This window comes from Streptomyces sp. ICN903 (assembly GCF_022015835.1).
GTDB lineage: Bacteria > Actinomycetota > Actinomycetes > Streptomycetales > Streptomycetaceae > Streptomyces > Streptomyces fenghuangensis.
In genome coordinates this window covers 1-12,867 of sequence record NZ_JAKMAY010000165.1, presented here as the reverse complement: position 1 = coordinate 12,867, position 12,867 = coordinate 1, and the positions used below count along the sequence as shown (strand labels likewise).

Annotated in this window: 12 protein-coding genes; 7 read left to right on the top strand and 5 right to left on the bottom strand. The window is 71.9% G+C overall.

Features of this window, described 5'->3' with window-relative positions; translation table 11 throughout:
• The 3 genes from L7D48_RS29320 to eccE all read right to left on the bottom strand — a co-directional run.
• The coding region (locus L7D48_RS29320) for an SCO5717 family growth-regulating ATPase (protein ID WP_308312301.1) at positions 1 to 854 on the bottom strand (854 nt) is incomplete at its 3' end.
• 257 nt (positions 855 to 1,111) lie between these two features.
• Positions 1,112 to 1,849, bottom strand: a complete 738-nt coding sequence (locus tag L7D48_RS17550; RefSeq protein WP_237880397.1) for a hypothetical protein — start codon at positions 1,847 to 1,849, stop codon at positions 1,112 to 1,114.
• Positions 1,849 to 3,168 (bottom strand): type VII secretion protein EccE, encoded by a 1,320-nt coding sequence (gene eccE, locus L7D48_RS17545; RefSeq protein WP_237880396.1) that lies wholly within the window; start codon positions 3,166 to 3,168, stop codon positions 1,849 to 1,851. The genes L7D48_RS17550 and eccE overlap by 1 nt, the downstream gene beginning before the upstream one ends.
• Positions 3,169 to 3,360: 192 nt before the next feature.
• Here eccE and eccB point away from each other — a divergent pair, with 192 nt between their 5' ends.
• The 7 genes from eccB to L7D48_RS17510 all read left to right on the top strand — a co-directional run bounded on the left by eccB (position 3,361) and on the right by L7D48_RS17510 (position 10,435).
• Positions 3,361 to 4,872, top strand: coding sequence for a type VII secretion protein EccB (gene eccB / locus L7D48_RS17540; protein WP_237880395.1), 1,512 nt, complete (start codon positions 3,361 to 3,363; stop codon positions 4,870 to 4,872).
• Between the two features lie 16 nt (positions 4,873 to 4,888).
• Positions 4,889 to 6,190: a type VII secretion-associated serine protease mycosin gene (gene mycP, locus L7D48_RS17535; RefSeq protein WP_237880394.1), complete on the top strand. Its 1,302-nt coding sequence runs from the start codon at positions 4,889 to 4,891 to the stop codon at positions 6,188 to 6,190.
• A gap of 99 nt (positions 6,191 to 6,289) precedes the next feature.
• On the top strand, positions 6,290 to 6,697 hold the full coding sequence (locus L7D48_RS17530; protein WP_237880393.1) for a hypothetical protein: 408 nt from the start codon (positions 6,290 to 6,292) through the stop codon (positions 6,695 to 6,697).
• Positions 6,698 to 6,713: 16 nt separating this feature from the next.
• On the top strand, positions 6,714 to 8,393 hold the full coding sequence (locus tag L7D48_RS17525) for a WXG100 family type VII secretion target (RefSeq protein WP_237880392.1): 1,680 nt from the start codon (positions 6,714 to 6,716) through the stop codon (positions 8,391 to 8,393).
• A 184-nt stretch (positions 8,394 to 8,577) separates the two neighbouring features.
• Complete coding sequence (locus L7D48_RS17520) at positions 8,578 to 9,681, top strand: S8 family serine peptidase (protein WP_237880391.1); 1,104 nt, start codon at positions 8,578 to 8,580, stop codon at positions 9,679 to 9,681.
• Between the two features lie 72 nt (positions 9,682 to 9,753).
• Positions 9,754 to 10,119 carry a WXG100 family type VII secretion target gene (locus tag L7D48_RS17515; protein ID WP_237880390.1) on the top strand — a complete coding sequence of 122 codons (366 nt, stop codon included), beginning with the start codon at positions 9,754 to 9,756 and terminating at the stop codon, positions 10,117 to 10,119.
• A 28-nt stretch (positions 10,120 to 10,147) separates the two neighbouring features.
• Entirely contained in the window at positions 10,148 to 10,435 is a 288-nt protein-coding gene (locus L7D48_RS17510; RefSeq protein WP_237880389.1) for a WXG100 family type VII secretion target, read from the top strand.
• A 121-nt stretch (positions 10,436 to 10,556) separates the two neighbouring features.
• On the opposite strand, the gene L7D48_RS17505 is transcribed toward L7D48_RS17510, so the two are convergent.
• Together L7D48_RS17505 and eccCb are read right to left on the bottom strand one after the other, a co-directional pair.
• Positions 10,557 to 10,790, bottom strand: coding sequence for a DUF397 domain-containing protein (locus L7D48_RS17505; RefSeq protein WP_031508379.1), 234 nt, complete (start codon positions 10,788 to 10,790; stop codon positions 10,557 to 10,559).
• A 274-nt stretch (positions 10,791 to 11,064) separates the two neighbouring features.
• Positions 11,065 to 12,867 (bottom strand): type VII secretion protein EccCb (eccCb, locus tag L7D48_RS17500; RefSeq protein ID WP_237880388.1); only part of this gene is annotated, 1,803 nt, incomplete at its 5' end.

Below are 12,867 nucleotides of genomic sequence, written 5' to 3'. Positions count from 1 at the left end.
GGCTGCGGCTGCGGCTGTGCCTGAGGCTGAGGGAGGGGGTAACCGTCCTGCGGCGCGGGCGGGTTGGGCGCAGCAGGCGCCGGCGCACCGGCCGGAGGAGCGGCGGGCTGGAAGTGCGGCGGCAGAGGAGGCAACCCGATCGGCGCCCCGCCCTCCGGAGCGGTCTGCCACGGCGGCTGCGCAGGGGCCTGCGGAGCTGAGCCGTGCGGCTCACCGGCGGCCCCGGCCTCGGGACCGGCGGCCGTCTCGGGCTCCTCGCCCGCGTCGTCCTCGGACCGGGGCAGGGCCTCGGAGGCGGCGGACGGCGCCGGTGCCGGGGACGCCTCATCGGCGGAGGGCGCGCCGGCAGACGGCTCACCGTCCGCGTTCTCCTGCCGTTCCTCCCCGCCCCCGGCGGACTCCTCGGCCGCCTGCCGTTCGGCGATCTCCCGGCGCAGTGCGGCGGAGGAGAAACGCATGGTCGCGTCGGTGACGGGGCCATCGCCGGCGGGGTGCTCCACCTGCCGTCCGTCCTGCTCGTCCCCACCGCGGTCAGCGGCACCCGGCACCGGGCCGGTCCGCGGCTCACCGGACTCCTCCCGGGCGTCCCCCGCCAGGGCCCCGGGCGGCGTCACCGGAGGGAAGGCGGGAGGCGCGTCGGCACCGGCGTCCGCGTCCGTCCCGCCCGTCTCCGCCCCCTCCGCGGGGCCGGCGGAAGCGGCCGGCGGCTGCGGGGCGGGGTCGGTGTTCCGCGTGTACCAGGCAGGCGGCGTGTAGTCGATGGTGAACTCGCCTGTGGCGTCGAGTTCGTCCTTGGGCAGGTCGTCGCCGGGTTCGATCCCGTCGACGCGGATCTCGTCCCGGTCGCTGTTCACAATGCCTCCTGCTGCTGATCTGGTCGAGCACCCCGGTCGGACCGCGCGGACCGCTCCCTGCCGACGGGCGGGCGCGGCCACCGGCTCCCCCGCCGCCGCGGCCTTGGCCCGTTCCTTCGAAACGTCCTGCCGCGCGCACGCCCACCCTAGTCGCCACAGGCCCCGAAACGGCATGCCGGTCCTGTCCCACTCGGGCAACGGGCCGGTGACGGGACGACAGACGGCGGACGGGCAGCCGGGGGAGCCGGCGGCGGGCGTCAGTCCAGCCGCCGGGCCACACCCAGCAGCCCCGTCTCGGCGTCGGTCGGCCGGGTCAGCACGAACCGCCGGTCCCGGCCCGCGCACCACAGCGTCACACCGTCGGCGAGCGTGGACAGCGCCTCGGACTCCTGCCGGGACAGGGAGAGGATCCTGCCCACCTGACGGGCCTCCTCGGGGGAGACCTGCTGGACACCGGCGAGCGAGGCGCCTCTGAGCAGCCGGGGGGCCACCGGGCTCAGATACGGAAGCAGCGTCAGCACCGACTGCCAGGGCCCCGACGAGACCCGGCCGCGCGGCGGCTTCATGCCGCAGTCCCGGATCACCACGACCGGCGAGACGGCCGTGGCGCCCAGCGGCGGTACCCGGCCGACATCGTGGAGCGTCATGCACTGCTGGTCGCCGCCCGCGGCCCGGGCCAGACCCGTCCACGCCTGGGGCCGCCCGGTCTCGACGGCAACCCGTGCGCCCGTGCCCGCCGCACGCAGCGCCAGCACCTGAGCCGTCCACAGACCGCCGATCAGCACCACGTCGTAGGGGGCGGGGTGGTGGAGGCCGATGACGGCCGGCCGGTCCTCGACGTCGACCCCGGCCACCACCCCGTCGTCACCGACCGGCAGGGCGAGTGCGTCCAGCTGTTCCACGGAGAGGACGTGACGGGCCGTCCGCGGCCCGCGCAGTCCGAACCCCAGACGGGGACGTGCGGCCGTGCGCACCGAGTCGGCGGATCCGGGCATCAGCGTGTCCCTCCCAGCGGCAGCGTCGCCAGCACTCCGGGCACCTGCTCGCGGTCCAGCCGGGCGATCCCGACACGGTGTTCCCGCGCCAGCCGCTCCAGCACATGCCGGGCGTTGACCAGTTCGGCGTCGCTGCGGGCGGTGATGCGCACATGCCCGCGTATCGCGACCGAACGGCTCCCGCCCCGGCTCAGGGTCAGATCGAAGGTGGTGGCCAGGGCGGGCAGTCCCGTCAGCGACGCCACCAGCGACGGCAGCGGAGCGGCTCCCGGCCCCAGTTCGGGCCAGCGCGACACCGCGTACGTGGTGTGCCAGCGGTCGTCGCACCGCCAGGCACGGGCCTTCTCCTCGGTGCGCCGCGCGGGAGCGGAGTCGGGGCGTCCGGCCCGCGCGGTGGCCGCCGGGCTCGCCCCGGCCGACGTCGCCAGCGCGGTGACCAGTTCCTGCTCCGGCAGCAGTGTCGCCCGGAACCCCGCGCCGGCCAGCCGGCTCGCCAACTGGTCCGCGGCGCGCACCAGGCAGCGCTGCGCGCCCTCCAGGCCGTCCCCGCGCGCCTGGACCGCCTCCCGGCACAGCTCCGGATCGAGTTTGAGGGCCACCCAGGTCACACGTACGGCCGGCGCGCCGCACGACGCCTGCAGGGGGCCGTAACTGGAGGCGGCCACCGACCGCGCCGGCAGATGCGGCGCCGGGGCGGGCTGGGTGTACTGCACCGCCTGCACCGACTCCAGCCGTATGCCGTCCACCTCCAGGGCGTCGGAGAGCAGCCGCAGCGGCAGGGGCCGCTCGCCGGGGCCGGAGCGCAGAGCGGAGGGGCGGGGCTCGACGCGCAGCACGGCCGTCAGGAAAGTGCCGTCACCCACCATGCCGACGCCGCGCCGTTCGCGGTCGACGTAGGTCAGGCTGCGCAGGGCCGGATCGCACTCGACGGCCGGAGCCAGGCCCGGGTCGGTGTCCGGGGGCAGCACCTCGGCGGCGGCCCGCCGCCTGCGGCGGCGCAGTGCCATGACGGTGCCCAGCCACTCCGGGAGCGGACGGCCGCGCCGCCGAAGCACCGTCACGAGCAGCAGGGCGACGGCCACCACGGCCGCCGGGATCACCAGGACCTCGTGCACGGCGGCCGAGGCCAGAACTCCCGCCGCGGCCAGCTCGGCCAGAACCAGATGGTGCAGCCGGAGCGGACCCAGGCCGCGGCGTGCCTCGGCGCGCGGCGTGGCCGAGCGCACCGGACGCGACCTCGCGGGCTCGGGGCGTGCGCCGTCCGGCGCCGGGCTGTCGGGCGCGGACGTGGCGGTCCGGGCCCGCGTGGCGGTCCCCATCCCCTGTAGATCCCCTTGTGTCCGTAATCGCCCTGACGCTCCAGGGCGTTGGTCGGGCGATCACCCTACCGGAGCAGCAGGGGCCGATCGCCAACGGGCATAGTAGGGGCCCGGACCGACAGAAGGCAGCAGTGACGGTGCTCCGGAATCCCGGGGGACACTGGGCCCACCAGTGGGGAGAAGCAGCGAGAGATGGCATCACGGCGGGACGAGCTCAACGCCTACACCTTCGCCAAGAAGCGGCTGGTCTCGGCATTCCTCCAGCCCACACCGACCGGGACCGAGGAGGGGGCGCCGCGCCCGCTGCGGGCGGTGCTCCCCGGACTGGTCGTCGGAGTGGTGATCCTTGCGGGCTTCGGGGCCTGGGGGATGTTCAAGCCCAAGGCGCCCAAGGGCTGGGACAACACCGGTGAGAAGGTCATCATCGGCAGCGAGTCCACCACCCGCTACGTCGTCCTCGAAACCAGGGGGAAGAAGCAGCTCCACCCGGTGCTCAACCTGGCCTCCGCGAAACTCCTGCTGGATCCGGGCAAGTTCGGGATCGTCGAGGTCGACGAGAAGGTCCTCGACAGCGGGAAGATCCCGCACGGCGCCACCATCGGCATCCCCTACGCCCCCGACCGGCTGCCGGGCAAGGAGGAGGCGACGAAGGCCAAACGCTGGGCCGTGTGCGTCCAGCCCGGCGACGACGGCGTGCAGAAGGCGGTCTTCGTCCTCGCCGACCGGGACGCCAAGCGGGTCGAGGGGAGGAACCGGCTGCGCGGCGGCCAGGTGATGTACGTCAGGGGCCCCGGCAGGGAACTGCACATCGTCGACGCGCAGGGCACCGCGTACCCCATCGAGGCGGACGACACGCTGCTGCGCACCGTCGTCGGCGACACGCGGCCCCAGGACGTCACCGGCGACTGGCTCAGGACCCTCAAGCAGGGCGACCCGGTCCAGTTCCCCGAGGGGATCGAGGAGACGGGCACGCCGGCCGGCGCCCCCGGCGACCTGGACGCCGAGGCCAACCAGGTCGGCATGGTGCTGCGCGCCCCCTCCGGCACCGGCCACCAGCACTACGTGGTGCTCAAGGGCCAGATCAGGCCGGTCACCGACTTCATGGCCAAGCTGCTGCTCAACAGCCCGCAGGCCACCGCGCTCGGCCAGCAGGGCAGGGCCCGGGAGGTCAGCGCCGGCGCCATCCGGCCCGAGAGCACCTTCTACGGCGACAGCCTGAACTGGCCCGAGGCGGAACCGAGCGCGGTCAACCGGGCGGGCAGCGGCCGGGACGCCCTGTGCAGCGTGCTGCGCGGCGTCGACGAGAAGAAGGGCACCACGACGCTCAGCACCTGGGCGGGCGAGGACTATCCGGCCACCCTGCCCAACGGGGCCACCAGCGCCTACGTGACCCCCGGATCGGGCCTGCTCTTCCGTCAGGTCACAGGACGGGACACCGGATCCGGCGGAGTCTTCCTGGTGACCGACACCGGTCTGCGCTACGCGGTGCAGGCGAACACCGACAGCGGCCAGGACGAGTCCGAGATCGGCACGGACGGCAGGAGGAAGGACCCGGCGCAGAGCGTCCAGGAGGGCAACCAGGCGCAGATCATGCTCGGTTACCAGGGCGTCCGGCCGGTGCCGGTACCCGCCGCCTGGTCGGGCTTCCTGCCGACCGGGCCGAGGCTGAGCACGAGCGCGGCGAAGCAGCCGCAGGGTTCCTGAGCCGGGAGGGCGCGAGATGACGGACACTTCGGCCCCCACCACACCCGCCCCGACGAGGTGGGCGGCGCTCCCGACGGCCGCGGCGGTCGGCCTGGCGGCCCTGGGCGCCGTCGCCGGCCCCCTGGTCTGGGCACCGCCGGCCGCCGCGGACACCGGGCAGTGCACCTTCCCCGCCAAACCCTTCGAGGGCAGGCCCTGGTCGCTGAAACGGGTGATCCTGGACCAGCTGTGGGAGAAGACCAAGGGCGAGGGCGTCAAAGTCGCGGTCATCGACACCGGGGTGGACGACGACCACCCCCAGCTGAAGGAAGCGGTCGACGCCGGACTGGGCATGAGCAACCTGCCCGCCCCCGAGAAGGACGAGTACGGCAACACCCCCAAGCCCCCCGCGAAGGACGGCACGGAGGACACCGTCGGCCACGGCACCAAGGTCGCGGGCATCATCGCCGCACGCCCGGCCGGGAACACCGGCTTCGTCGGCATCGCCCCCGGGGCGACCATCATCCCCATCCAGCAGAACGACGCCGCCGGGAGGGGAGACACCGACAGCATGGCCGAGGCCATCGACCACGCGGTCGACGTCGGGGCGAAGGTCGTCAACATCTCGCAGGACACCACCAGGGCCCTCGAACCCAACTCGAGACTCGAGCAGGCGGTGAACCGTGCGCTGGCCAAGGACGTCGTCATCGTCGCCTCGGCCGGCAACGACGGTCTGGGCGGCAACGTGAAGGAGACCTACCCGGCCTCCTACGAGGGCGTCATCGCCGTCGCCTCCTCCGACCGCAACAACGAGAGGGCGCCCTTCTCCCAGTCCGGCGACTTCGTGGACGTCGCCGCGCCCGGCGTCGACATGATCTCCACGGTCCCGGGCGGAGGCCACTGCGCCGACAACGGCACCAGCTTCTCGGCGCCCTACGTGGCGGGCGTGGCGGCCCTGCTCGTGGCCGAGCACCCGGACTGGGAACCGCACCACGTCGCGGCCCAGATCGCACAGACCGCCGAGCGGTCCGTACCCGGGCACGACCGCCACGTGGGCTGGGGCGTCGTCGACCCCGTCCGGGCGCTCACCGAGGACGACAGGCGGATCGAGAAGCCGGTGGCCCGCGAGGGCGTGGACCGGGCCGAACCGCCCACCCCGGCCGAACTCCACCTCGGCGAGACCCCGCGGGAACGCGACAGGCGCCTGGGCACCTACACGGTGGTCGGCGGAGGCGTCCTGGTGTCGGTGATAGCCGGGGGCTCGCTGGTGTACCGGGACTGGCGGCGCAGACGGGGACCGGCCGAGGAGCGCGTCCGCGGCGCCGGGACGCCCATGTGACCGGGCCGGGGAACCGAGTTGCCGTCGTGTCACAGACAGTGGCTAGAGTGATGGTGCACGGATCGGGATGCGCGTCGGAGCAGGCGGAGGGGGAGCCTGATGGGGGTGCCGGCCGAGAAGCTCAAGGGTGAACTCGAGTCGCTCAAGGACTTCAAGAACCGGGTCGACAACATCCTGGAGGAGCTGGAGAGTTCGCCCGCCTCCCCCACGAGGGTCGGCCGGCAGGAAGTGAAGCGGTCCTCCTTCGGGGGCGAGTTCGCCGAGGCGGACGGCGTCCACTCGCAGTACACCCGGGTCCACACCCAGCTCACCAGACTCTCCGGAGTCCTCGGTGACCAGATCGAGGCCATGCGCATCGCCGTCCACGGCGCCGACATCGGCTTCGGCAACCTGGAGGACGACCTCAAGCGGCGCTTCTGGGAGCTCCAGACCAGGGCCCACCAGTACCAGCAGCAAGCGGCGGGCAAGCAGCCGCCCAAGGACGAGGCCACCGGGGTCACCTACTGACGGGGGAGGTACGACCATGACCGACAGGAAGGACGGGCAGAGCGGGCCGGACAGGCCCGAGGAGCCGTTCGTCGAGGCACAGCTCGTCATGACCGACCTCAGGCGGAAGGGCGCCCTCGCCCCGGTCGACCTGTTCGGGGGCACGACCGCGCGCAACAGCACCATGGGCACCACGGACTTCGAGAACAAGGATCTCGAAGAGATGTTCTCCCTGGTGGACGACGCGGACCCGGCCGACATCGAGAACGCCGCCGACACGCTCTGGGACGCGGGCGGCAAGATCAGGCAGGTCGGCGACGACCTCAAGAAGCACATCGACAAGGTCGACTGGGAGGGCGAGTTCGGCGACAGCTTCCGCGAGTGGGGCCGGAAGCTGAGCAGGAACACCCTGCTCCTCGCGGACTTCACCGAGAAGGCCAGCACCCAGCTGAAGGCCGCCGGAGTCGGCCTGTCCATGGTGCGCGGCGGCATGCCCGAACGCGACCCGGCGGTCATGGCCGCGCCGCGCCTGGAGAGCATCCCGCCCGAGGAGCGCGACGAGTCCAACGAGAAGTACAAGCTGGCCAGGAAGAAGGAGGACAACCGCCAGGAGGCCATCAACCAGATGAACCGCCTGGCCTCCTACTACAAGGTCTCGCACGACAACATGAAGGGCTTGGAGGAGCCGGAGTTCGGCCCGATGCCGGACGTCGGCATGCCGCCGGCGCCGCCCGAATACAGAGGCGACCCTGTCCCTGGGGGAAAGGGCATTTCCACGTCCCCCGGTTACGGAGGCGGGGGGACCGCGAGTGGTTCGCAGACCGTCGGCGTGGGATCGATGCCTTTCGCTCCGGGGAACGGGCCCGGCTATGTCGGGGGAGCGCCCGTACCTCAGGAGCCTGTGCGCACGGACCTGAACACCGTCGCTCCCGTGGCGCCTCCCGCACCCGCCGACGCCGGTCCGCGCACCCCGGCCGCCCCGACGGGCGGCGGGCCCGCAGCGTCCGGCCCTGTCCTGCCCGGGCCTGCCCCCGCTCCCACTCACAGAGGAGGGGGAAACCTCAAGCAGGTGGGGACCTCCAGGCTCCCGACCACACACGCTCCAGGGCAAGGGCCTGGTCAGCTCGGCACGGGACGAGCAGGTGGCCCGCCGACCGTTCCGCCGGCGAGCAACACGAATCCCCGTCCGGTCACGGGCTCCGGCCCTCCGGCAGGAAGGGCGCCCACCACGACGACACCACCCATGGGGCGGGGCGGCAGCGGCATCTTCGGGGGAACCCCGCAGCAGGGCCAAGGGACGTCCAATGGACCTCGTCTCCCGCGCGGAACCGTGGTCGGAGCGGAACACGGCATGACGGGACGCCCTCCAGGAGGAACTGCGGGCACGGGAGCGATCGGCTCGGGGACGGGCAGCGGCTCCGCCGGGCGCAGGCCGGGTGCGACGACCAGCGGCGGTGCCATCGGAGCGCCCCGGAACGTTCCGGGCCAGGGCGGCGCGGCGCGTCCCTTCACACCCGGTGGCTCCGGGCTGGCCAGAGGTGGCACAGGCGGAACGGGTGGGAGCAGTCAGAGCACGACGGGCGCGGTACCCCGCAGCGGAAGCACCAGCCCCCGCGAGGAGAACCGGAAGGACTCCCGCAGGCCCGACTACCTCACCGAGGACGAAGAGACCTGGCGGACGGGGCGCAACGGAATTGCCCCTCCGGTTATCGACTAACCCACGACAGAGAGCGGCGATGACGGCAGGACACGAACACGGCCACAGGTTGCCGTCGCGGCGGATGCGACGGCGCCTGTTCTCCGTGCTGGCTGTAACCGGTGCATGGACCGTATGCCTCGTCGGGACGGCACCTGTGGCTCAGGCGGAGGATGTCCGTTCGCAGCAGTGGTACCTGGGCGCCATGCGGGCCGAGGAGATGTGGGAGGTCAGCACAGGTGAGGGCGTCAAGGTGGCGGTCATCGACAGTGGTGTCAACGACTCCACCGACGCTCTCCAGGGTCGAGTGCTGCCCGGGGAGGACATGACGGGGGCCCCAGGGGAGGCTACCGACGATTACGCAGGCCATGGAACGAACATGGCTGAGCTCATCGCCGGCACAGGGAAGAACGGGAGCGTTCGAGGGCTGGCTCCCGGGGCGAAGATCATTCCCTACCGGATCCCGGCGGAAGATGAAGACGACAGGTTTGATGACGGCAGCTACGGAGAAGCGCTTCGAGCGGCTGCTGACAGCGACGCGAAGATCATCAGCATGTCCTTCGGAAGCCCTTATCACGATCCTGTCGGAGCCGAGGCCGTCGAGTACGCGTTGAGCAAGGGGAAGTTGCTCTTCGCTTCTGTCGGAAACGACGCCGAAGGAAAGAACAGGCCGGAATACCCCGCCTCGTACCCCGGCGTCGTCGGTGTGGGCGCCACCGATGAGAAGGGCGAGGTGACGGGCTTCTCCCAGTACGGCATCAACGTGGACCTCTCCGCTCCGGGAAGTGAGATACCCGGATGGTGTGACAAGAGCTTCCAGAAGTACTGCGCCGACAAGGCAGGCACCAGTGCCGCCACGGCCATCGCCTCCGCATCGGCGGCCCTGATCTGGGCCAAGAACCCGGACTGGACGGCCAATCAGGTCCTGCGCGTGCTCGTGGACACCGCCGGGCGCAAGGACCGGAAAGAGGGGGCCTCCAGCATCTACATCGGATACGGTGCCGTCCGGCCCCGCATCCACCTCCTCGAAGGCAAGGGTGACCCCGGAGACCCGGGCACGAACCCGATCGAGGACTCGGAACCGACCCTCTCGCCGGAGGCGTCCTCCTCCGATGGGGAGAGCGACGGCAAGAACGACCGGGACGGCGCCGGGGGAACGGCCGAGGACCGGAAGGACCAGGGTGAGGCCGCGGCCGCCGCGTCGGAGGACGACGGCAGTCTGTGGATCTACCTGGGGGCGGGCGCCGCGGCGGCCATCGTGGTCGCCGGCGCATTCGTTCTCGTGCGGAGGACGATCCGCGGGACATGACAGGGGCCCGTACGCGGAGCACCCACGAAAACCAGCCAGTGAACACCATCAACCCGATTCGAGGAGAACGGTATGTCCGGAGAAGGTGGCGGCGACTTCCAGTCAAGCGAGGCCGATCTCAATGACCTGATCAAGGAGGTCAACGAGATGCAGGTCAAGCTCAAGAACAAGCTCTCCAGGCTGAACGACGTGGTCGACACGATCCAGCATGCCTGGAAGGGCGATGCCGCGAACTCCTACGACAGGCTCCAGCGGCAGACCAACGACTACGGCCGGAAGCTGGACGGTCGGCTTCAGCTGATCGAGGACGCTCTCGAGGCGAGCAAGCAGGGGTTCACCGCCAACGAGATCGACCAGATGGAGAAGTTCAACCACCTGGCGAAGGCGAGCCCGATCAGCGACTTCGCCGGTACGGGTAACACTCCGACCATCAAGTAACGAGCCGACGGAGAAGGTAGGGGTCGATATGACCATCAAGATCACATACGCCACCGTCATTTCCGCGGCGGATGACGTCCGCAACGCGGCCAGGGAGCTGTCGATCCAGCTCAACGCGCTCGAGGACAAGGTGATGAAGGTCGTCAACACCTGGGACGGTGAGGCGAAGCAGGCGTTCAAGGCCAAGCATGACGGCTGGGGCCGGGACGTCAGCGGCCTGAACAGCACCCTCAACGCCATCGCCGACAATCTGGTCGAGTCGACCAACGGTTACCAGCGGACGGACCGCAAGGCGGCCCAGCGGTTCGAGTTCTGATCGATCGGGTCTGCCGCGAACGCATCGGCGGGCGCCCGGTGGCCGGACGCGCATCCGGCCACCGGGCGCCCGCCCGTTTTTCCGCCCGTCTCCCGGCCGGTGAGAGGCCGGGCGCGGAGGCTCAGGGTTTGAGGTCGAACTCCCCGTCGCGGACCCCGAGGACGAAGGCCCGCCACTCGGCGGCGGTGTAGCGCAGCACGGTGTCAGGGTCCTTGGAGTTGCGCATGGCCACTGCGCCGCCCGGCAGATGGGCGATCTCCACCTTCTCGTCCTCCGGACCGCCGGGCGCGCTCTCCCACACGGCGTCGGAGATGTCCATCGCGTACAGCTCGTCCTTCTCCTGCTGAGTCCCCATCTGTGTCCTTCCTCGATGGACGCCGGCGACGGGAGCGTGCCCCGTGCCACGCCGCACCGCGGATCCGCGGTGCGGCATCGGTGAACGTGGGGGCACGGCGCGGCGCTGCGCGGCTCACGGCCCCCGGGCAAGATAACAGCCCGGTACGCGCTCCGAGGGGCGTCCGCACAACCCCGGGACCACGGGGAACGCCGGTTCGAGACGGCTCGCGGATACGTCCGGCCCCGCCGTCCGCAGTGGCCCGCGGGGCCGGACGCACCGCCGCCCGCGATGGTCAGTTCGGAGGCAGCCAGCCCACCTGGACCAGCGGGGCCCCGCGCTTGCGGGAGACGAAGTGGCCCCGGCCGGGCGGCATCGGCCGGCCGCGGACGTTGCCGAGGAGATCGCCCTCGCCGGGGTCGGCGGAGAGGACCACACCCTGGGCCCCGAGCTCCTTGATGCGCTGCATGAAGGGCTCGTAGGAGGCACGGGAGGCCCCGGCGGAGCTGCGGGCGATGATGAAGCAGACGCCGATGTCCCGGGCGAAGGGCAGGTGCTCGGTGAGCATCGCCAGCGGGTTGCCGCTGGAGGTGGAGACCAGCTCGTAGTCGTCGATGATCATGAACATCTTCGGGCCGTGCCACCAGCTGCGGTCGCGCAGCTGCTGCGGGGTGACGTCCTCCGGCGGGGTGCGCTTCTCCATCAGGTCCTTCATCGCGGCCATGTGCGTGTCCATGGCGTTGGACATGGCGGCGTACACGATGAGGTGGGAGTCGGGGATGTCGCCCAGCAGCGAGCGCCGGTAGTCGGCGACGACGATGCGCGCCTCGTCGGGCGTGTAGCGCTCGCAGATCTGCTTGGCCAGCAGGCGCAGCAGCGCCGTCTTGCCCGACTCGCTCTCGCCGAAGACCAGGAAGAACGGGTCGGTCTCGAAGTCGACGAAGACCGGCTGCAGGGTGTTCTCGTCGATGCCGAAGGCGACACCGTGCCGCGGGTGGTCGCCGCCTCCCGGCAGCCGGGCCGCGGGCAGCTCGCGCGGCAGCAGCCGCACCGGCGGGGCCGCGGGCCCCTGCCAGGCGTCGGCCACCGCCCGGGTCAGCGCCGTGGTGGCGTCGGAGAGCTCCTCGTCGGAGGCGACGCCGTCGATGCGCGGCACCGCGGTCATGAAGTGCAGCTTCTCCGGCGTCTGGCCGCGCCCGGGGACACCGGTGGGCACGTTCGCCGCGACCTTGCGGTCGAACTCCGAGTCCATGGTGTCGCCCAGCCGCAGCTCCAGCCGGTTCAGCAGCTGGTCCTTCAGGGCCGGACGCACCTCCATGTACCGGGAGGCCGCCACCACGATGTGGATGCCGTAGCCCAGACCGCGGGAGGCGATGTCGGTGACGACGGCCTCCAGCATCTCGTACTCCTGCTTGAAGGCGCCCCAGCCGTCGATGACCAGGAACACATCACCCCACGGCTGGTCGGTGATCTCCCCGCGGGCCCGGCGGCGCCGGAAGGTGGCGATGGAGTCGACGCCGGTGGCCCGGAAGTACTCCTCGCGCTGATTGAGCACACCGGCGACCTCGGCCACGGTCCGCCGCACCCGCTCCGGGTCCAGCCTGGATGCGATGCCGCCCACGTGCGGCAGGTCCCGTACGGCCGACAGGCCGCCGCCGCCGAAGTCCAGTCCGTAGAACTGGACCTCCTGCGGGGTGTGGGTGAGGGCGAAGGAGGTGATCAGGGTGCGCAGCAGGGTGGACTTGCCCGCCTGCGGACCGCCGACGACCAGCATGTGGCCCGCGGCGCCGGAGAAGTCGCGCAGCAGTGTCTCGCGCCGCTGCTCGAACGGCTTGTCCACCAGACCCAGGGGCACCGTCAGCCGGCCCGCGTGCGGATGGTCCGGCTGGGTCAGGCCGCGGCCGGGCACCGCCGTCAGACCGGGCAGCAGCTCGTCCAGCGGCGGCGCCTGGTCCAGCGGCGGCAGCCACACCTGGTGGGCGGCCGGACCCTGGTTCTCCAGCCGGCGCACGACGACGTCCAAGACGGTGTCGGCCAGCGCGTCGTCGTCGGCCGGCGCGGCGGGCACGGGGGCCGGGACGTGCTCGGGGCGCCGGGG